This is a genomic window from Pseudoalteromonas sp. P1-26, assembly GCF_001401795.1.
In the GTDB taxonomy this organism is placed as follows: Bacteria; Pseudomonadota; Gammaproteobacteria; order Enterobacterales; family Alteromonadaceae; genus Pseudoalteromonas.
Map to the genome: position 1 here is coordinate 37,200 of NZ_LKDX01000021.1, position 19,146 is coordinate 56,345.

The 19,146-nt window shown below is 39.5% G+C and carries 17 protein-coding genes; 11 read left to right on the top strand and 6 right to left on the bottom strand.

The genetic code is table 11. The features are described from left to right. The first annotated feature begins 53 nt into the window (after nt 1-53). Nucleotides 54-1,571 (top strand): DUF3360 family protein, encoded by a 1,518-nt coding sequence (locus tag AN394_RS11750; RefSeq protein ID WP_055021599.1) that lies wholly within the window; start codon nt 54-56, stop codon nt 1,569-1,571. A gap of 44 nt (nt 1,572-1,615) precedes the next feature. Here the strand turns inward: AN394_RS11750 and AN394_RS11755 are convergent, their stop codons facing one another. Then, nucleotides 1,616-2,140 carry a hypothetical protein gene (locus tag AN394_RS11755; RefSeq protein ID WP_055021600.1) on the bottom strand — a complete coding sequence of 175 codons (525 nt, stop codon included), beginning with the start codon at nt 2,138-2,140 and terminating at the stop codon, nt 1,616-1,618. A gap of 52 nt (nt 2,141-2,192) precedes the next feature. Here AN394_RS11755 and AN394_RS11760 point away from each other — a divergent pair, with 52 nt between their 5' ends. Continuing rightward, nucleotides 2,193-2,552 carry a DUF1294 domain-containing protein gene (locus tag AN394_RS11760; protein WP_055021601.1) on the top strand — a complete coding sequence of 120 codons (360 nt, stop codon included), beginning with the start codon at nt 2,193-2,195 and terminating at the stop codon, nt 2,550-2,552. 19 nt (nt 2,553-2,571) lie between these two features. On the opposite strand, the gene soxR is transcribed toward AN394_RS11760, so the two are convergent. Beyond that, nucleotides 2,572-3,027, bottom strand: coding sequence for a redox-sensitive transcriptional activator SoxR (gene soxR, locus AN394_RS11765; protein WP_054562542.1), 456 nt, complete (start codon nt 3,025-3,027; stop codon nt 2,572-2,574). Nucleotides 3,028-3,103: 76 nt separating this feature from the next. On the opposite strand from soxR, the gene AN394_RS11770 reads away from it, so the two are divergent. The 3 genes from AN394_RS11770 to AN394_RS11780 are packed head-to-tail and all read left to right on the top strand — an operon-like array spanning nt 3,104 to nt 4,739. Further along, nucleotides 3,104-3,568: a flavodoxin family protein gene (locus AN394_RS11770; RefSeq protein ID WP_055021602.1), complete on the top strand. Its 465-nt coding sequence runs from the start codon at nt 3,104-3,106 to the stop codon at nt 3,566-3,568. Nucleotides 3,569-3,615: 47 nt separating this feature from the next. Then, nucleotides 3,616-4,140 (top strand): DsrE family protein, encoded by a 525-nt coding sequence (locus AN394_RS11775; protein WP_055021603.1) that lies wholly within the window; start codon nt 3,616-3,618, stop codon nt 4,138-4,140. Beyond that, nucleotides 4,140-4,739, top strand: a complete 600-nt coding sequence (locus tag AN394_RS11780) for an SGNH/GDSL hydrolase family protein (RefSeq protein ID WP_055021604.1) — start codon at nt 4,140-4,142, stop codon at nt 4,737-4,739. Before AN394_RS11775 ends, AN394_RS11780 begins: the two co-directional genes overlap by 1 nt. Here AN394_RS11780 and AN394_RS11785 read toward each other — a convergent pair. After that, entirely contained in the window at nt 4,736-5,404 is a 669-nt protein-coding gene (locus AN394_RS11785) for a LytTR family DNA-binding domain-containing protein (RefSeq protein ID WP_054562538.1), read from the bottom strand. The two genes, AN394_RS11780 and AN394_RS11785, sit on opposite strands and share 4 nt — an antisense overlap. Continuing rightward, nucleotides 5,397-6,620, bottom strand: coding sequence for a sensor histidine kinase (locus tag AN394_RS11790; RefSeq protein ID WP_235575487.1), 1,224 nt, complete (start codon nt 6,618-6,620; stop codon nt 5,397-5,399). The genes AN394_RS11785 and AN394_RS11790 overlap by 8 nt, the downstream gene beginning before the upstream one ends. A 591-nt stretch (nt 6,621-7,211) precedes the next feature. On the opposite strand from AN394_RS11790, the gene AN394_RS11795 reads away from it, so the two are divergent. Together AN394_RS11795 and AN394_RS11800 are read left to right on the top strand one after the other, a co-directional pair. Then, nucleotides 7,212-8,081, top strand: a complete 870-nt coding sequence (locus tag AN394_RS11795) for an ABC transporter ATP-binding protein (RefSeq protein ID WP_055021605.1) — start codon at nt 7,212-7,214, stop codon at nt 8,079-8,081. Further along, nucleotides 8,075-11,227 carry a M1 family aminopeptidase gene (locus tag AN394_RS11800; protein ID WP_055021606.1) on the top strand — a complete coding sequence of 1,051 codons (3,153 nt, stop codon included), beginning with the start codon at nt 8,075-8,077 and terminating at the stop codon, nt 11,225-11,227. Before AN394_RS11795 ends, AN394_RS11800 begins: the two co-directional genes overlap by 7 nt. A 77-nt stretch (nt 11,228-11,304) precedes the next feature. Here AN394_RS11800 and AN394_RS11805 read toward each other — a convergent pair whose 3' ends face one another. Further along, nucleotides 11,305-13,554, bottom strand: coding sequence for a TonB-dependent receptor (locus tag AN394_RS11805; protein ID WP_055021607.1), 2,250 nt, complete (start codon nt 13,552-13,554; stop codon nt 11,305-11,307). 263 nt (nt 13,555-13,817) lie between these two features. Between AN394_RS11805 and AN394_RS11810 the strand changes: the two genes are divergently transcribed. From AN394_RS11810 to AN394_RS11825, 4 genes are all read left to right on the top strand, one after another. Next, a complete protein-coding gene (locus AN394_RS11810) occupies nt 13,818-14,825 on the top strand; it encodes a LacI family DNA-binding transcriptional regulator (RefSeq protein WP_054562534.1) in 1,008 nt (335 codons plus the stop codon). 101 nt (nt 14,826-14,926) lie between these two features. Next, a complete protein-coding gene (locus AN394_RS11815) occupies nt 14,927-16,177 on the top strand; it encodes a sugar MFS transporter (RefSeq protein WP_055021608.1) in 1,251 nt (416 codons plus the stop codon). A 9-nt stretch (nt 16,178-16,186) separates the two neighbouring features. Continuing rightward, nucleotides 16,187-17,695, top strand: a complete 1,509-nt coding sequence (locus AN394_RS11820; protein ID WP_055021609.1) for a trehalase family glycosidase — start codon at nt 16,187-16,189, stop codon at nt 17,693-17,695. A gap of 164 nt (nt 17,696-17,859) precedes the next feature. Continuing rightward, nucleotides 17,860-18,558, top strand: a complete 699-nt coding sequence (locus AN394_RS11825) for a helix-turn-helix transcriptional regulator (protein ID WP_055021610.1) — start codon at nt 17,860-17,862, stop codon at nt 18,556-18,558. A gap of 116 nt (nt 18,559-18,674) precedes the next feature. On the opposite strand, the gene AN394_RS11830 is transcribed toward AN394_RS11825, so the two are convergent. Continuing rightward, nucleotides 18,675-19,073: a hypothetical protein gene (locus tag AN394_RS11830; RefSeq protein WP_055021611.1), complete on the bottom strand. Its 399-nt coding sequence runs from the start codon at nt 19,071-19,073 to the stop codon at nt 18,675-18,677. Nucleotides 19,074-19,146 lie beyond the last annotated feature (73 nt).

A 19,146-nucleotide genomic window follows, 5' to 3' on the forward strand; every position in this document is an offset into this window, starting at 1 on the left:
AACTGCATAATAAAAACTCACACAATTTTTCAAGATAGGCAGTAGGAGAACTCATGAATACGAGGCAGCAATCAGCGTCAAAAACGCCTGCTGAACAAGGATCGGATACTCATGCCGACCAGCAAAGCTATCAAGCACTTCATAAACCAAGTAGTGAATTTTCGAGTCGTGACGAATACCTTGAACACGAATTACAAATTATGCAGCCTAAGCGCTGGCGTCCTAACTTACCGTTTCGTGATTATCGGTTTGAATTAGAAGACTCTATCCCTGCCATGGCAGGCACCATAGGCAAGGTGGTCATGGTGGGTGCAATTGCTGCAACATTTGCCGCGCCATTGGGCTTAGGTGAAGGCTTTATTCTAGAAAACGTGCGTTATGAACTGTTAATTGTATCGATCTTCATTTTATTATTTTCGGGCTTCTTTTTACCAACAGCAAACTTAGCGGGTACGCATGGGCCGCTTATTCCTTTGATCCCTATTGTGGTTGCTGCAGGGGGTCACCCAATGGCCTTCGGTTTACTGATAGGGGCGTTTGGTCTGTTACTGGCAATTAGTAAAGGAGGGAGTTTACTGGCGGGGTTAACCAGCCGAGGCGTGTGTGGCGGTTTACTGCTCTACCTTGGTTTCATTGGAACGATTTCGCAGGTTAAAAATCTGTTTGCATGGGCTGAAGGTATTGATATGACCCATATTGCTTTCATTGTGATTTTGTCGACTATCGTGTTGTATGCATTACTTGAGCACTACAAAAAACGTTGGTTAGCTGTGCCATTAAGCTGTTTACTTGGCGGTTTAATTGCATTTTTACTGGGAGCGCCGTTTGAGTTTAAAACAGCACCGGGTTTACCAAATATGAACCCAATGTATTGGTGGGGTGAAAATACCGGTTGGATGCTGGGTTTACCAACCCTAGAGAGCTTTGTAGTGGTATTGCCATTCGCGGTGCTTGCGGTTGCTATGTGGTCACCTGACTTTTTAGGGCATCAAGTATTCCAAAAAATTAGTTACCCAGAACGCACAGAAAAAGTGCAAATGAATATTGACGATACCATGTTTAGTGCTTCAATCCGCCAAACATTTGGTTCTTTGTTAGGCGGCTCTAACTTTACCTCTTCATGGGGAACCTACATCGTGCCAGCAGCCATCGCTAAACGCCCAATTCCTGCGGGAGCGGTATTAACGGCATTATTTTGTATTATTGCCAGTATTTGGGGCTACCCAATGGATTTAGCAATTTGGCAACCCGTGTTATGTGTCGCGTTAATAGTCGGTGTGTTTATCCCGCTTCTAGAAGCGGGTATGGAAATGACCCGCGAAGGTAAAACTACGCAATCGGCTGCTATTGTGGTGTTTTCATCGACTTTAGTGAATCCTGCATTTGGCTGGTCATTAACTATGTTGCTCGACAATCTGGGCTTAATTGGTTGTAAAGAGCGAAGCTCTGAGCTGTCTCCAATGAGCCGCTGGATCATTCCATTAGTGATGTTTGTTATCTTAACAAGCGTGATGGCAATAGTAGGTATGCTGCCAGGTATTCCAGCATTAATGGCTGACTTTAGGCACTGATATATGGGGGTAAGGTAATAAGCGCCTTACCCTTTTTAAAGCTTTTATTTAAACTTAACTGCTTTTTCGCTGCGGGTGTAAGTTCGGGTATCGGGTTTTGTCCACTGGCCTTTTTTAAGGTAAGAGGTCGACACCACAAAGCTGTTGTCTTTAAACTCGCTTGTCGATTTCACCTTAGTAATCCCTTCTTTATTACCCGTTACATTTTCATAAGCAACAAACTGAGTAGGGCTAAGTACATTCATAGTACCTTGAGTATAAAACCCTGCCGTAGTGAAGTAATAAAACACCAAAGACTGCTTTTTATTGTCCCAAAAAATCATCGACTCACCACCATATTCACCTTCATTGATAGAGTGAATGGTTTTAATTGCCGTGCCATTGAGCGCGCGTTGCCAGCTACTCACATCTTGCACCGCAGGTTTACCTGCTGCGACATTAAAGTCTGACTGCCACGTGCCTAAGTAAGGCTCAAACACTTTTAGCTTGTCATCAAGTTGTTGCTCTGCTGCCATAGCAGAAAGTGAACATAGGCAGATTGATAGTAAAAGTGATTTTAGGTATGCCATAATAGCGCCCCGATAAAATTAATTTGTTTTGCAGAGTATAGGTGATAATTCGTTGATTAAGAAAACATTAATTACATTTTCATTGTTGTTTTTAGCGCTGATATGGCTGGTATCGTGGCAACTTAATATTACTTACTTTATTGCAGGCACTTACAGCGTAGCGAGCTTAATAAGCTTTTTGGTATATGGCTGGGATAAACGTTTAGCGATGCAACATGGCGAGCATGTGATAAGAGTACCTGAGCGTACACTGCATATTTTAGGATTAATCGGCGGCTGGCCAGGTTCATTAATTGCACAGCAATGGTTAAGACACAAATCAAAAAAACGCAGTTTTATTGCCGTACTTTGGTTAACAATTATTGTTAATTGCAGTGCACTGTCTTCACTGTATTATTTGCAGTTAATATAAGAGCACAAACAGTCGCGTATTAATCTCTTTCTAACAGCACAGCGCCGCTGTGCTCTTCACCTAAATAATCATCTTTGTTGTAGATAGGGCATTTGGCCATTGATAAACAGCCGCAGCCAATGCAACCATTAACGCGTTCGCGCAAACGTTGCATGTATTGAATTCGTTCATCTAATTGCGTTTGCCAGACTTTTGAAAGAGCTGCCCAATCTTGTTTAGTGGGTGTGCGTTGCTCGGGTAGGGTGCTTAACGTTTGTTTAATGTCTTCAAGAGTTATGCCCATGGTTTGCGCAGCTTTTATAACGGCAATTCGGCGTAATACATCGGGTTTATAGCGGCGCTGGTTACCGTTATTACGCCAGCTGCGAATAAGCCCTTTAGATTCATAAAAATGTAAGGTCGAAACTTTTACGCCACTGCGTTTTGCCACAAATCCAACCGCTAGGTTTGCATCAATAAGTTTCTTATCTGACATAATTTGCTCCAATGTGTTGACCTAAAGTTAGCTTGAGGTTTTACGCTGCGCACATCATAAAAAAGGAGTGATAGTCATGCAACAAAAACCAATAACAAATACGGTAATTATTTATTCAAGTGCGCGAAAAAAGGGTAATACGAGTTTACAAGTTAATGATTATAAAGCGCAGTATGGCGGCGATGTAGTATGTTTAGATGACTATGTTATCTCGCCTTATTGCTACGATAAGCAATATAAAAATGATGATTTTTATGCGGTATTTGAAGCGCTGTTGAATTATCAACACTGGGTGCTGGCATCACCTGTGTATTGGTATAACACCACACCGCAGTTTAAAGCGTTTTTAGACCGGATCACTGATTACATGGATGATGAAACTCTCAGGCCAAAACTGAGAACACTGCGTGAAAAGCAGTTTTCATTGCTCTCAAATGCAGGATCTGCTCAGGCACCTAACGCGTTTATCGAGATGTTTAAAAACACCTTTAATTACTTAGGCATGACCTTTAAAGCGCACCATCATATTGATGCTAGTTAAACGCGTTTAAACAAGGTAGGCTAGAGTAAAAAACAACAGGAACTTTTATGAAATCAACACTGTTAGGTTTATCTTTAGCCTTATTATCTTCGTTTAGTTATGCAGAGCAAGCTGAGCCTGCTATCAAAGGTTTTGGTTTTTATTATGATGTGCCAAACCATGCAGAAATCTCTGATCAAACGGTTTTCAAAGTGGCATTTGATGTAGCTGATGCGGCAGAAAAAGGGGCGCAGAATAACAAAATGAACTCATTAGCACGGTTTATTAATATGCATATAGCCCATGGTGTGAAGCCTGAGAACATTCAACTCGCTTTAGTTGTGCATGGTGGCGCAAGTGTTGATGTACTGGAAAACAGTTTTTATAAACAGCGCTTTGACAGTGACAATAAAAATCAGCAATTGATCTCACAATTGTTGGCACATAATACCGTTGTGTATGTGTGCGGGCAGTCTGCAACGCACATGAAGGTAAAACAGCAGCAGCTTATTCCTGGTGTGCAAATGGCGTTATCGGCAATGACCGCGCATGCACAGTTGCAGCAGCAAGGTTACACACTGAATCCATTCTAATGAATATCTTATGTTTCGGTGATTCAAATACTTATGGTATTTCCCCCGTCGATGGTAAGCGCTTTGCAGCCGATGAGCGCTGGCCTAGTTTACTGGGTATTAAATTAGGTGCCGGCTACCAAGTTATTGAAGCTGGCCAGCCTAATCGTACACTGGTGAACGACCCGCCTTTCAGTGGCGATAAACTGGGCATTAAATACTTAGAGCCCTACTTAGCGGCTTATCATTTAGATATGATTGTTATTCAGCTCGGCACGAATGATTTAAAGCGCCGTTTTGCACTGTCGCCTGCTGATATTGCCAATGCCCTCGAAACACTCATTTTAGATATAAAAAACTACTATCTGCACCGCGAATTACCCAAAATAATGATACTAAGCCCGGCGGCGGTGTATGAGGTTGGCGCGTATCAATCTATATATGCAGGTGCAGAGCTAAAAGCAAAACAGTTAGTGGAAGAGTTTAAAAATGTTGCTGACAGCAACGACTGTAGTTTTGTTAACTGCTTTGAATTAATAACGCCATGCCCTTCAGAAGGCGTTCATTGGCCAAGCTCACAGCATAAGACACTTGTAGATCATCTGATATGCATTCTCTAAAGTAAAACTTTGCAGTGTTCTTTAAATGATTTACCAATTTTTATCTTGTCACTAGTATCTAACTCTACATGTTCGTTTGTAACAGCTACGACTCTGCTGTTATTCACTATGTATGATTTATGGACTTGAGTGAATGAGCCTATTAGCTGCTCTAAGATCTGCTTTAGTGTCGTTGTTGCGAGGATCGTGTGGTCATCTTGGTGTACTTTTACATAATTACCATATGCTTCAATGTATTTAATTGTATCTAAGCTAAGCTTGCGTTTTTCGCGATCTATTTTTAGAGTGATTGATTTGCTTTCCGGAGTTTGGGAAATCCGCTCACGCACTTTATTTATTGCTTGCTGTAAACGTTGTGCTGATACAGGTTTGAGTAAATAATCAGTAACATTTAGCTCATAGCCTGTGAGTGCATATTCTTCATAAGCACTCACAATAATAATTTGAGGCGGGTTAGCGAGTGCTTGAATGAGTTCTAACCCTGACAATTCTGGCATGTTTATATCTAAAAATACGACATCAATAGTTGATTTTGCTAATTGGTACAAAGCATCTTTAGCGCTGAAATGCTGAGAAACTACTTTGATATCTGAATGAGACTCTAAATGATGAAGAATTACTTGATGAGCAAGTGGTTCATCATCAACAACAATTGCTTTAATCATTTGATAATTCCAAAGAGAGGGTGGTTTGCCAAAGTCCATTGTGATTGCGCACCACTAAAGTATGTCTTTCTCGATAAAGTAGCTCTAAACGCCGCTTTAAATTGTTTAGCCCCATACCTGAATCAGCGTTATCACTTTTGTGAGGAATGCTATTTTCGCAAAATAAAGTTAAAACGTTATCATTTAATGTTAGTTTTATCGTTACTTCAGCGTTTTCTTTTGCGTGTTCAACACCGTACTTTATGGTGTTTTCAATTAAAATGATTAGAAGCAGTGGTGCTATCGAAAGAGAGTGACTAGTTTCAGGCCATACTAGGTTAAATCTACAATTATTTGCATGTCTTATCTTGTGCAGTTCAAGAAAGTTTTTAATGTAATTTAGTTCTTTTTCGAGTGGAACGAGTGGTTTTTGCCCTTCATAGACGGTGTATCTCAGTAAGTCAGCCAACTGTAATACCAATTCAGGTGTCTTTTCTGATTTTGTTAATGCAAGTGCATATAAGTTATTTAATGTATTAAATAAAAAGTGCGGATTAATTTGCTGCTGTAATAGCTTTAGTTCTGTTCTTATTTGCTGTTTGGCAACTTCTTCTAATTTATGGTGGTGCTGTTGGCGTTCAAACGCCAAGATAATGGGAGTCGAGATACTTAAAAATAAAAACATAAACTGATAATTGTACTTATTGATAATATCTTGGTTGCCTCCAGGAGTTAAATTGGCAACATATGAGGGTAAGTCATTAACAGGCAATGTGAGCACAATAGCGACAAATAATGGTGTGAAAATAACCATGCTAATTAAGCATGCAGATACAAAAATGAGCACTCCATATTTGGCTAATAGTTGACGTATTAAAATGTAACGATTAAATAAAAAAATGCCGTGAACGATAATTGCGTAGACCAAAAGCTGAGAAAAATACCAAATGAATTGATAAAAGTTTGTAAGTAGTTTTTGAGTATCAAATATCAATGCGAATGGCTGATTTAGCAGAGGGGCTTCATGGCTATTAAGTATGCCAGCCATGACAAATGCCCAGCCAAAACATATAACAAAAACAACTTTATTTAATGTAAACAATGAGCTAATCCAACTGGTTAATTTAGAGTTTTGGTTTTTCTTAAAACGTTGGGATGAAAGCCAAAGTAAACTTGCTAGACTGCAAAGTAACCAACATTGTTCTTGTAAGTAGTGCCATTTATCATAAGTTGGCAAGCTGTTGCTTAATAGATAAGTGAGTATTGGGTAACCAATAAACCCAGACAACCACCACAATGAAGCCTGCTTTAAAGAATGCTGAGATGCCATCCAGTGAGCGATTAAGAAGGGGATACACTCAAAAATTAGCTGTAAATTTACTGTTAGATAAGTACTGGGTGAATCAACTCTCAGCGAAAGATAACGAATATGGCTTTCAAGTAGTATCGCAGCGATTAATGGTAGTAGAGTAACCATGCTTTTTATGTTTTTAGGTGATGATAAATAGCTAATAGTTGCCAGCAAAATCTACTCCGTTCATTTTTATTTTTGCTACGTTACACTGTTGTTTTTTATGATATTTATATATTACTCTAATTTCTAAATAATGTGGAAACTGAGAGAGTAATACACTGATTAAGCGTTATGATAGATTTAGCTTAACGTTTTTATTTCTTTATTCACCCACATTTTGATGAAAGTTCTTTTTTTGATGACGAAAGAAGAATTTTTGCTTTCATCATCAAACTTGAATCATTGATCATTGCTTCATAGCAGCGAGCTTTACCATTCCTTAATCTAGATTTGTGCTAATTAAGGAGCCAATAAATGCTAACACTTGAGCATATTTCGAAAACATACCCTGATGGAACTCAAGCACTTAACGATATAACCATTGAGTTACCCAGTGGCATGGTAGGGTTGCTGGGGCCAAATGGCGCTGGTAAGTCTAGTTTGATGAGAACCCTTGCATGCCTGCAAACTATTAATTCTGGCCGTATAAAGTTTAGTGGCTTATATATATTAAAAGACCCTGAAAAGTTACGTAAGCAACTTGGTTATCTACCACAGCAATTTGGTGTTTACCCACATATGGGGTGTAGAGCACTACTTGAACACATAGCCATATTAAAAGGGCTTGAAATTAAAAAGACAAAGCAACAGATTGATGACCTGCTTACTGCGTTAAACTTAACTCAACATGCAAATAAAAGAGTCAGTCACTTTTCTGGGGGAATGAAACAACGCTTTGGTATTGCTCAAGCATTGTTGGGTGATCCCAGATTAATTATTTTAGATGAGCCTACAGCAGGGCTTGATCCGGCTGAGCGAGAGAGTCTCAATAACTTATTAGTATCAATGAGTAAGAATCGATTGATCTTGCTATCAACACACATAGTGGAAGACATAGAAAACCAATGTCACTTTGTGGCGATGATTAAAGGTGGTCAACTGATCCAAAGTGGCCATATTGATAACTTAGTAAGCCAACTCAAAGGTAAAGTATGGGTATTAAAAACTTTGCCAAGCGTACTGCCAAAAGATGCTTTAGTACTGAGCCAAAGTTATCGATATGGTGAGCCCGTCTTTCGAGTTTATGCCGCAGAACGCCCAACTATAGGAGCTGTTTTGGCGACAGAATCATTACAAGATAAGTACTTCTTTGAACTAAAATCTCAAAGAGGCGAATTATGTTAATAATTAATGAGTTAAAGTATCTTTTTCGTCAACCAATAGTTTGGGTGTGCTTGCTTATTGCGCCAAGTTTTGCATTTTCACTTTCTTCAGGACTTGCAACAAGTAATGTTGACCCATTACAGCAGTATCAATTGCATTTAGTGTCATTACACATGATGCAATTGGTTTTATTGGTTGGAGCATTATCGCCAGCAATTTTCTTACGTGATCACCTCTTTCATATGGATGAAATTATTGCTGTTGCATCAGTAAGTTCAAGACAAAAAAACTATGTTCGAATAGGTGGTTTTGTAAGTCTATTAATGATGGTTTCATTAAGCAGTACGTTGGTTATGAGTTTCGTAGATTTTCAAAATAATGGATTTAGTTGGCAAATACTTGGTTATACAATTTTTTATAGTAGCTTTGTCCTACTTATAAACTGTTTTTTACTTATTGCTTTGGCATTTTGGCTTTGTCAAAGGTTTCGAAGCTCAATGATTATCTATGCCGTTTTTGCAAGCATTTGGATAGCTTATTTGTTCGCTGCGAGTATAACGGGTAATCCAATTTTGGCAGGAAGTAATGTACTAAACGAAACGTTCTATCAACTATTTATCTGGTTAGATCCATTTGCTTATACAACGGTAATAGCAAGTTTTAGCGAGTCACAAAATACGCCCTTTTATACTAATCGTTTTATTTGTTTTACTCTGGCATTTGTTATTTTTACGTATGCTGTTAGCTCGCATCCCCAAGCACATTCACAGCCAAAGCAACCTAAACAACGGTGTCTTGAGTCTGAACTTAGGACTAACACTCAATATCAAACGGTAAAGCCTACATTTCGTCAAAGCTCGATTCTATTTGAGCTATATAAAGCTGCAATTTTAAATATTTTAAAACAACCAATAACTCTCATTCTGTTACTTATATGGCTAGGGTTGGTGTTTAATAGTGTTGCATCTTCTTCCCAGTATGCAGAACCAATGAGTGTTATTAAAGCAACTAGCATTGATGCTGTTAATCAATATGCCTTTGATATGTATATATTGCTCGGCTGTTTACTGGTGGCTCTATGGAGTTGGCAACTTAGTTGTCATGCTAGGCACTATAAAATAGCAGAGATAATTGCGGCAGCGCCTATTAAGACTGCTTCGATTTTGCATAGCCAATTATTGGCAATAGTGAGTTTGGTGTTTGTTTTTTCGTTTGTTGGTTTCGTTGGCGCATCACTAGCTGAGTTTTTTATTGGTAGTAACTTTGATGCTTATCAACATATTTATACCTTAGCTTTAATGGGACTGCCGCTAGCTATTATTGCTTCGATATTTATATGTATTTTCAATTTAATGCGTTCAGAGCTTATTGCATCTTTAGTGGTTTTTGCCATTTTGTTACTTAAATTTACTCCAGTAATGACTTATTTAGGGCTAACACACACGTTTTGGAGTGTAGCTTGGACACCATTGCAGCCGGCTAATGAATTTTGGGGCTATCGCGCAAGTTTGAGTAGTTACTGGCCTTATGTCCGCGCGTGGCTAGTATTATTACTTAGTGTAGTGCTTGTTAGTCAGGCTTTTAATCACCGTGGCACAGGAATGGGAAGTCGAGCTTTTAAAAATAAAGATGTTTGGCTCTTAACACCAGCGGTTTTGGCTATCAGTTTATTTTGGCAGCTGCATGCTAATTTAATTTCAGAAAAGCCACTAAGTAATTCTCATAAACGAGAAACATTTAAAGCAAATTATGAAAAAATGTTCGCTGATTGGAAACATAAAGCTCAGCCAAAAGTGAGTCATATCGATGCAGAAATAGATTTCTATCCGTATAAGCAATCAGCCCAATTCAACTTAACCTACTCATTTACTAACCCTCACACAAAACCAATAAAACAGGTATTGATAGGTCGTGCAGGCTTTTATCAATGGGCAGATATTAAAATAGAAGGAGCTGAGCTAGTCGCATTTTATCCATCTATGAACCAAGCTATTTACGAGTTTAAATATGCACTTCAGCCATTCGAAACAAGGCAACTTAAAACGCAATTTGCAGTAAAGCAGGCCAAATTATGGCCCATACAAGGGCATCAAATCATAACGCCTGAATTTAGTTATATTCGTTCAGTTCCGCTATTACCGACGATTGGATATCAAAGAAACTATGAATTAGATGACGAGCAGTTAAGATTAGATTATGGGCTTCCAATGTATGTTAAAACACCGCCTTCAAAGCTTTTTAATGCAACATACCAAGTACCAGATAGCTATGAACGCATTACCATGAAAAGCAAAGTTACCACTGCATTAGGTTATCAGGTCGTCTCACAGGGTAAGAATATAGAGCATATTGTTGAAGGGCAAAGAGCTGTTTTTAAATTTCAGACGACAGTGCCAATTAACAACTTACCGGCTTGGTTATCGTTTCCATTTGCAGCAACTGAGTTAATTTATGAAGAGGTGAAGTTACAGGTTTATTCTAAATCAAGTGCAACTGAAGCTGATCAAGATGCTATAAAAGTTAACTTACAAGCTATGAGTGATACGCTTTCTTGGTTTAAGAATAATTTAAATGCGTACAAAGGTTCAAAGCTCAGTCTGGTTGACTCTACGGGTTTTGGTGGGACAGGGTTTGCATTACCTGAAATTATTTTGATTGATAATAAGGTCGGTTTTAGAGCTAAACCAAGTGAGGGCGGAGGTTTTGATCAACGCTACCGCCGTGCAGTACATGAAACGGCTCATCAATGGTTTGGTCATGATATTGGCAATAATGTTCCTGAAGATAGCGCTTTTTTGATTGAATCACTAGCTAAATATATAGAGCTTGTGGTGATTGAAAAGCGTTATGGAAAAAAGGCTGTAGAAGCATTAGTTAAGTATGAAACTCAACGATATCAACAAGCTTCTAGGTTAGATATTTCAACAAAGCAAGCATTGGTAGATTCTTCAAAAAGTTACGATCAGTATTCCAAAGCTACTCTTGTATTTGCGAAGCTTAGGAATGAATTTGGGGATGCAGTGATTGTGGCAGCTTTAAAATCAGTATGGCAAAAATACGCACATCCAAATCGACCAGCAACGTCAATGGATTTTATTCGAGCTTTACAAGAACAACTTGATGATCAAGATAATGGCTTAATTAATAAACTTTTTTTGGAAGTATAAAAACAAAAAAGCCACAGGTTATAAAACACTGTGGCTTGGGTATTGATTCTTTCAATCAAGGGGTTTGGGAGAATCGCTTAAAACTCGTAGCTAATGCTTAAGCGTGTAGTACGAGGCATAATGTAACGACCATTCGGTGCATCAGCATTACGAGGGTCACCTTCGGTGATGCCTTGCTCGTCAGTTAAGTTATCAACCGCTAATTGCACTTTAATACCTTCCATAGGCTCAACAATTAAACCAATGTCTACTTTTTCGTAACCTTCTAATACAACTGTGTTTTCGTTGTCGCCCCAACGATCATCAACCGCTGAGATTGTGCCGTATAAGGTTGCATACATATCGCTTACTTCAAAGTCATAGCTTGGTGTTACACGTACTTGCCATTTTGGCTGACGTTGGCTTTCGTTACCTTCGTTGCTTGGGCTTTCTGTGATTTCTGTTTCTTGAAGCGTTGAGTTTAAGTTAACTGAGAAACCAGATTCGTGGTTGTAGTTATAATCAAGCTCAATACCGTAGGCTTCGTTTGTTAAGATTTCAGCTGGTACACCAGGGCGACGAACAAAGGTGTCACCTTTTACTTCATTAGTGAACAATGTTGCATAGAAATCGGTGCTATCAGTTAATAGCTTATAACCAAACTCGGCTTGTGTTACTTCTTTTATTAGCTTTTCGCCACCTTCGTATGCGCTAAAGTTATCGCGGAAGTCGTCGAAGTAAGGCATTTTGTAACCACGGTTTACGCGAGCAAATACACCCATGTCATCATTAATTGAGTAGTTGATACCCGTTGTCCACGATGTTTTGCTTTCGTCATATTGAACTGACTTGTCGATTACGCCATCAAGACCTTCATCAACCGAGTATTCCACTTCGTGGTTTTCAAAACGAACACCGGCATCAAGCGTAAAGTCATCGTTGAATTTATATTGAGCTGTTGTGTAAAAGGCATTGGTGCGTGCATCGCCTGTAGAGTTGATATCGTAGTTGAAGTCACAACCATCAACACTTGCATTACACTCGATGCCGTCTAGCATTTCGCCGCCTGCTTCAAGCACGTGATACGCTGTGTTACCTAAGCTCCACCAGTCATTTGCTGATGTGCTTGCTGTGTAATAACCAAAGGCCAGTGATAAATTATCAAGCTTTTTAGCGAATGCTAAATCATTGGTGAATGCGCTAATTTCTTTTAATACCACCCAACGACCAAGTTGTTGAACCGCTGTGTCTGCATCGTATTCTGTGCCAGTTACTGCACCTGTTGCTGTCTCACCGTTATCTGCCACTGCACCCACTGTTGTCGCAGAGCCCGCAGGTACTAAGCCGTACGTGTTTGCATCACCTTTGGTGATGTTGAAGCGATCTGTGAAGCTCCAACCGTTATCGAATTCAAGTTTGATACTACCGCCAGAAACATGACCTTTCCAACCACGGCCTTCACCTAAGTCGATCTGTTGCTCGTCATTATTTGGCCCAGTGTAAATAGTCGCTTGGCGATTTAAAGTACCCAGCTGCGTGTAGCTTGCATCAACACCGTCAACATTTAGTGGCGTTGGTAAGTACCAAGCACCATGGTCGTCTGTTTGACGCGTGTATAAGTTAATGGTGCCGTTTTCTAATTCTTTAGTGATATTAATGGTGAACTGGCTGCCTTTTTCTGATGTGAAACCTGCATCACGAATACCTGGAGAGCTTTTAACATAACCACCCACCATAAAGAATAAGTCATCAGAAATCTCACCACTAACCATAGCGTCAATGCGTTGAAGGTCATAATCTGAAGTTGTGTATTTGAATACACCTTCGGTATCTTCACTACCACGTTTAAGGCGGAAGTTAGTTGTTAAACCAGGTTGACCATTTGATACAACAGGGTTTGGACCACCGCGTAATGCTTCCATCGTTTCGATTGTTTCATCTAAACGGAATAACGACGAGTTTTCTAAAAATGACAAAGTAGGCGCAGGATAAATTGGCGAACCTTCAAGGCTTAATGTTAAAAATGGTGCATCACCACCACCAGGGAAACCACGTACAAATACGTTCGCGCCAGACTCACCACCCGAGCTTTCTACCCACACACCCGGCACGGCTTTGAATAAATCAGCTGTACTTTTTGGCGATAATTTAACAATTTGATCTGCATCGATATTGGTTACTGCATAGCCAGCATCAATTTTACGTACGCCAATACCTGCAGGTGTACCAGATACAATAATTCGTTCTACTTTTTCTTTAGCTGGTTGCTCTTCGGCCATAACTGTTTGGCCACTCAAAGCTAGCAAAATTGCAGAGGCTAGCGCACTGCGTGTGTATGTAGTTGTCATTGTGTGTTCCCATTTTTTATGTTGTTGAAAGCAATGTATTAGCGAATATTTTGCAATTGTTAACACCTTGCTTTTATAAACCATAAAGATTTATGCAAACGTTTGCAATTTGTTTTTTCAATTTTTTGTCCTTTTTTTACCCACAGGGTGAGTTGGTCTGTTTTGCTTACTGAAAAAATATTATGCTCTTTGGCGCAGCGGTTTGGTCGAAATGGTGGTATATTGCCAGCATATGTTTTAAAGGAAAGCAGTGTTTCAGTATCATGAATGATAGAAAATTAAAGTTAGCTGATCTTGCGAAATTAGCCGGTGTTTCTACGTCGACAGTATCTCGTGCGCTCAATGATAACCCATTGATAAAGCAGGAAACTCGCGACAAGCTTCAACAGTTAGCAAAAAAACATAACTTTAGTTTAAACACGGCTGCTAGCCGCCTTCGCACCCAAAAAACCAATGTTGTTGCGGTTATTATTAACCTCGATGGTGATACAGAACAGTCTATTAACGACCCTTTCTTACTTAAAATTGTTGGTGAAATAAATTTAGCGCTAAATAAATTTGGCTTAGAGTTATTACTCTCTAATTCGTTTATGGCCAGTGATGATTGGGCAAATTACTTTATTAATAGCCGCCGTGCCGATGGCATTATTGTGGTCGGCCAAGGTAAAAGCCAAGCAAATATTGAAGCTGCAGCGAGTGCTGGTGTTCCTTTAGTTGTGTGGGGCGATCCAAAAACACCCAGCAGTTACCCAATTGTTGGCAGCGATAATTATTTAGGTGGTCGCATAGCGACTGAGCACTTATTGTCAAATGGTGCTAAAAACATATTGTTTTTAGGTGACCCTGGGCACGCTGAAATTAGTGAACGCCACCGTGGTTATTTAGATGCTATTAATGAAGCCAAAGCCACTCCTCACGTGGTTTCTATCGATATTACTAGTAGTGCTGCTTATAAAGGAATTAACCAATTGTTGGTAGAAAAAGGGCTGTGCTTTGATGGCATTATGGCATGTAGTGACATGGTGGCTTTTGGTGCGATGAAAGCCCTGAAAGAGCGTTACATTAGTATTCCAAACGACGTTGCCCTCGTGGGCTTTGATGATATTGCCATGGCAGATATCAGTCACCCATCTTTGTCGAGTATTAAACAAAATACTCAACGCGCTTCAGTTATTCTTGTTGAAAAGTTGTTAGCCCAGTTAGCAGGCCAGTCGGTAGAATCTCAAGTTGTTGAAATAGAACTAGTAAATAGGCAGTCGAGTCAGCGCTAAACCTATTGAATGTTAGCAATATGTGTAATTTTAAATGCAAACGTTTGCATTTTGTTTTGCGCTAAACTAGACTGAATAAAAATAATCATAGGTTGAAGTGAATGAATCCTATAAGAATAACTATCGCGCTGGCATGCAGCTATTTTGTCTTTGCTATTATGCTCAATAGTGTAGGCACTGTTATTTTACAAGCAATCAATAGCTTAGATGTAAGCAAAACTCAGGCGTCTGTTCTTGAAGGATTTAAGGATCTTAGTATTGCCATTGTGTCATTTTTAGTGGCGTCATTTATCCCTCGCATAGGCTATAAAATTGCTATGCTCGGTGCTTTATTACTGGTAGCAGCAATGTGCTTGGTTGTTCCGAGCATTGCCGACTTTTGGATTTTAAAAGCGCTCTTTGCCGCAATTGGTTGCAGTTTTGCTGTTATGAAAATCTCTGTTTACTCTGTTATTGGTCAAATGACTGATAATGCTAATAAACATTCAGCGTTATTAAACACCATTGAAGGGGTGTTTATGCTAGGGGTGCTGTCGGGCTATTGGATTTTTGCGTTATTCATAGACGCTGATAACCCGCAAAGTAGCCACTGGTTGAATGTTTATTACTTGCTTGCAGTGATTGTTGCGGTGGCGTTTATTTCTGTGATTGCGGCACCAATAAAATCGCCAGAACTAAAAACTAATCAGCAATCGCAGCTTCATGATTTTATTGATATGTTAAAGCTGACTTACCAACCCCTTGTGCTTATTTTTGTTCTTAGTGCATTTATGTATGTACTAATTGAGCAAGGCGTGGGCACTTGGCTGCCGACCTTTAATAACCAAGTTTTAAAATTGCCTGTTGATGTCAGTATCCAACTTGCCAGTTTGTTTGCAGCTGCGTTAGCGCTTGGTCGTTTGGTAGCAGGGCAAGTACTTAGGTTTATTAGTTGGTTTAGTTTATTAATGGGCTGCTTGGTCGCTATGGGTGTGCTCGTATTATTGGTGCTGCCTTTGACTCACGATGTAGATGGAAGCCAAGTGAAAAGTGTGTTTGATGTGCCTTTTGCAGCATACATGCTGCCGTTGATTGGCTTTTTTATGGCACCGATTTACCCGTTACTTAACTCTGTGATGCTGAGTTCACTTGCTAAGCACAAGCATGCTGCTATGACTGGTTTAATTGTGGTTTTCTCTGCATTAGGTGGAACAACAGGTTCAATTATTACGGGCTTTGTATTTGATAAATTTAGCGGTCAGCATGCATTTTATCTCACATTAGTGCCAATAGCCTTGCTATTAATCACCGTTTCAATCTTTAAGAAAATCACTCTAAAACCACAGTATCAAGCGGCTTCAAGCGCAGCATAAGGGATTATCATGAACTTCGTTAATAGCCAATTATTTAAAGACGTACAGCTAGCAGAAGTGTTTGCTGATTCAAAAATGTTTGCCGATGCAGTGCCAAACTTATCTTGGCAAAGTGCTTGTGAGTTATATCAACTTGTAGGCCCTTTAAAAGGTGATACGCTGCGTGAATTTGTGATGTCGAACTTTGTTTTTGCTGATCAGTCTATTCCGACTGCGAAATTAGATACCACATCAGTTAAACAGTATATTCTTGACCTATGGCCGCATTTGCATCGCAATGCTGATACTGATTTAGCAAGCTCACTAATGCCTTTGCAGTTTGACTACATTGTGCCGGGTGGCCGTTTTCAAGAAATTTATTATTGGGATAGTTATTTTACAGCCTTGGGTTTAGAAGATTGTGGCGACCTAGCCACCATTGAAGCCATGGTTAATAACTTTATTGACCTACAAGAACGTAATGGCTGTATTCCAAATGGTAACCGTGTTTATTATAGCTCTCGCTCGCAACCACCTGTTTTGGCGTTAATGATAGCGATGCTATGGGACGCTAAATATAAACATGAAGCAGATTTAACTTGGCTGGCAAACGCCGTCATAGCACTTGAAGCTGAATATCAGTTTTGGATGAAAGGGTGTGAAGAGTTAGTTGACGATAAACAAGCTACTAAGCGTGTCGTTAAAATGTCTGATGGGGCTATTTTAAATCGATATTGGGATAGCGCCCGCTCGCCACGACCAGAGTCGTTGAAAGAAGATTTACATGACGCTGAAGGGCTAACTAGTGAGCAGCAGCAAAGTTATTTTCAACATATTCGTGCTGCATGCGAGTCTGGCTGGGACTTTAGTAGCCGTTGGCTTTGTGATCATAATGACTTAAAAAGCATTGAAACAACCAATATCATACCGGTTGATTTGAATAGCTTACTGTATAACTTAGAGCATACGTTATCTCGTTTTTACCGTTTACTTGGTAAAGAACAAAAGAGCCAGTCGATTGCTGAGCTGGCTACACTGCGCTTAGATGCAATTAATACCTATTGTTGGAATTCTGAGGCGGGTGTTTATCGTGATTACAATATTCGACTCAATCAGCAAAGTAGTGTCGATTCGATGGCAATGGCTGTTCCTTTGTTTGTAGGCGCTGCATCTGTACAACAAGCTCAACAAGTGAAGCATAAACTGATGAGTGAGTTTTTAAAGCCCGGTGGTTTAGTGACAACATTGTGTAGTACACCACAACAATGGGATAGTCCTAACGGTTGGGCGCCGCTGCAATGGTTTGCTGTAAAAGGTTTAACAGAGTATGGCTTTGTCAGCGAGGCACAAGCGATCATAAAAAACTGGCTGAGTATGATCGAAATGCGTTTTGCAGAAGATAAGTGCCTCCTTGAAAAATACAATGTGTGTGAATTAGTTAGCCGTGCAGGTGGTGGCGAATACACAGTACAACAAGGATTCGGTTGGACGAATGGTGTAACTTCACGTTTTTACAAAATACTTGATGACTCGCTGTAAAAGGGGAGATGTGAGTATTGTTAGTTTACATTATATTAACCTGAATATCTGGCCATCCAAATGGGTTAGCAATGTTGTAAATTGCCAAAATAAAGGCTTATGAATGGTTGAATCATGTATCTAAATTAGGTATTGTGAATAAAATGTTTCAAGGAAGAAATGAGATGATTCAACCAACTTCTGTATTTCTAAAAACACAGCCAAGGTTACAAAACCGCAGCCAAAATTATCAATATTTAATTAAAATACTCGATGCGTTTTTTATGCGCGTAAAAGTCGATGCAAGCTTGCCTCAAGACTCTATGCGCGAAGAGTTTAACCTTTATTTGATTGATAGCACTGACGCACATTGGAAAGACTTACTACCTGCAGAGTTAGTGCAACTTGCTAAGCAACATTTAGTGGTTATTTTTAATGCGGACGCTAATGCAATTTGCGAAAAAAACTTACTTTTAAATGGCATTAAAGGGGTGTTTTTTGCAGATCAATCACCTGAGGATATTTTTGCAGGGCTGGTCAGAGTGATCAATGGCGAGCTGTTTTTTAGCCGTAAGAGTATTTCTACTACCTTTAACCATATGCTATCTGCAATGTCTCGCAGCCAATTCAATGCTAGTAACGATTCGGTAAATACAGATATTGACCTCAGCTTACTGACTAAACGAGAAAAATCAGTGATTCATTTACTTGCCCAAGGTGCGAGTAATCGAGATATCGCAGAGCGTTTAAATATCAGCGATCATACAGTTAAAACCCATCTGTACAGTGCATTCAAAAAAACGGCATCGCGTAACCGCGTGGAGCTGGCTAATTGGGCTCAAAATTACATGGCAGTGAGTTTGTCTTTACAAAATACACAGTGACAAACTGCAGCTAGTTTAATCCCAGTGGTAGTGTTTGCTATTAAAGCTGGTTTAGCACTTGCTCGATGCTTAAAAATCCAGCTTCAAGCAAGTAGCCTTCAAAATCGTGTTTCCGTTTAGCTTCCATTATTCGAGCCTCGGTTCGATTTAGATGTGACCTTATTCATAAAATACAGTGGAATACAGAGTATTAATAATCCTAGCCATTGCCATAATGGCGCAAAAAGAAACACCAGCGCTGATTGTGCATCATGAGAAAAATAGATTGAACCTATGGTCACAGTACCAAATAAGGCACACATAATAGTGACAATAAACGTGGCAATTTGTGCCACTCTTGTTTTACTGTGTTCAACCATCCACGCCATTAATAAATAGGGCGAAATCCCCCATAAAACAAAACCAATTGGCAGACTTTTTGAACTGTCAAAATTATCAATGGTGATGACTAGAGTAATCAGTGCGGCTAAAACAATAAGAGAATAAGCGCATTTGGAGAAGGTAATCCATTTCATAAATAAAACTTAATTAATACCAACCCGCAATAATACTTAATCATTTTGAGGGATTAAACCTGTCGCTATCTGC

Bases quoted from the DNA above. Each gene is read 5' to 3' on its own strand.
- AN394_RS11750 (WP_055021599.1), top strand. From the start codon at position 54: ATGAATACGAGGCAGCAATCAGCGTCAAAAACGCCTGCTGAACAAGGA.
- AN394_RS11755 (WP_055021600.1), bottom strand. From the start codon at position 2,140: ATGGCATACCTAAAATCACTTTTACTATCAATCTGCCTATGTTCACTT.
- soxR (WP_054562542.1), bottom strand. From the start codon at position 3,027: ATGTCAGATAAGAAACTTATTGATGCAAACCTAGCGGTTGGATTTGTG.
- AN394_RS11770 (WP_055021602.1), top strand. From the start codon at position 3,104: ATGCAACAAAAACCAATAACAAATACGGTAATTATTTATTCAAGTGCG.
- AN394_RS11775 (WP_055021603.1), top strand. From the start codon at position 3,616: ATGAAATCAACACTGTTAGGTTTATCTTTAGCCTTATTATCTTCGTTT.
- AN394_RS11780 (WP_055021604.1), top strand. From the start codon at position 4,140: ATGAATATCTTATGTTTCGGTGATTCAAATACTTATGGTATTTCCCCC.
- AN394_RS11785 (WP_054562538.1), bottom strand. From the start codon at position 5,404: ATGATTAAAGCAATTGTTGTTGATGATGAACCACTTGCTCATCAAGTA.
- AN394_RS11795 (WP_055021605.1), top strand. From the start codon at position 7,212: ATGCTAACACTTGAGCATATTTCGAAAACATACCCTGATGGAACTCAA.
- AN394_RS11800 (WP_055021606.1), top strand. From the start codon at position 8,075: ATGTTAATAATTAATGAGTTAAAGTATCTTTTTCGTCAACCAATAGTT.
- AN394_RS11805 (WP_055021607.1), bottom strand. From the start codon at position 13,554: ATGACAACTACATACACACGCAGTGCGCTAGCCTCTGCAATTTTGCTA.
- AN394_RS11810 (WP_054562534.1), top strand. From the start codon at position 13,818: ATGAATGATAGAAAATTAAAGTTAGCTGATCTTGCGAAATTAGCCGGT.
- AN394_RS11815 (WP_055021608.1), top strand. From the start codon at position 14,927: ATGAATCCTATAAGAATAACTATCGCGCTGGCATGCAGCTATTTTGTC.
- AN394_RS11820 (WP_055021609.1), top strand. From the start codon at position 16,187: ATGAACTTCGTTAATAGCCAATTATTTAAAGACGTACAGCTAGCAGAA.
- AN394_RS11825 (WP_055021610.1), top strand. From the start codon at position 17,860: ATGATTCAACCAACTTCTGTATTTCTAAAAACACAGCCAAGGTTACAA.
- AN394_RS11830 (WP_055021611.1), bottom strand. From the start codon at position 19,073: ATGAAATGGATTACCTTCTCCAAATGCGCTTATTCTCTTATTGTTTTA.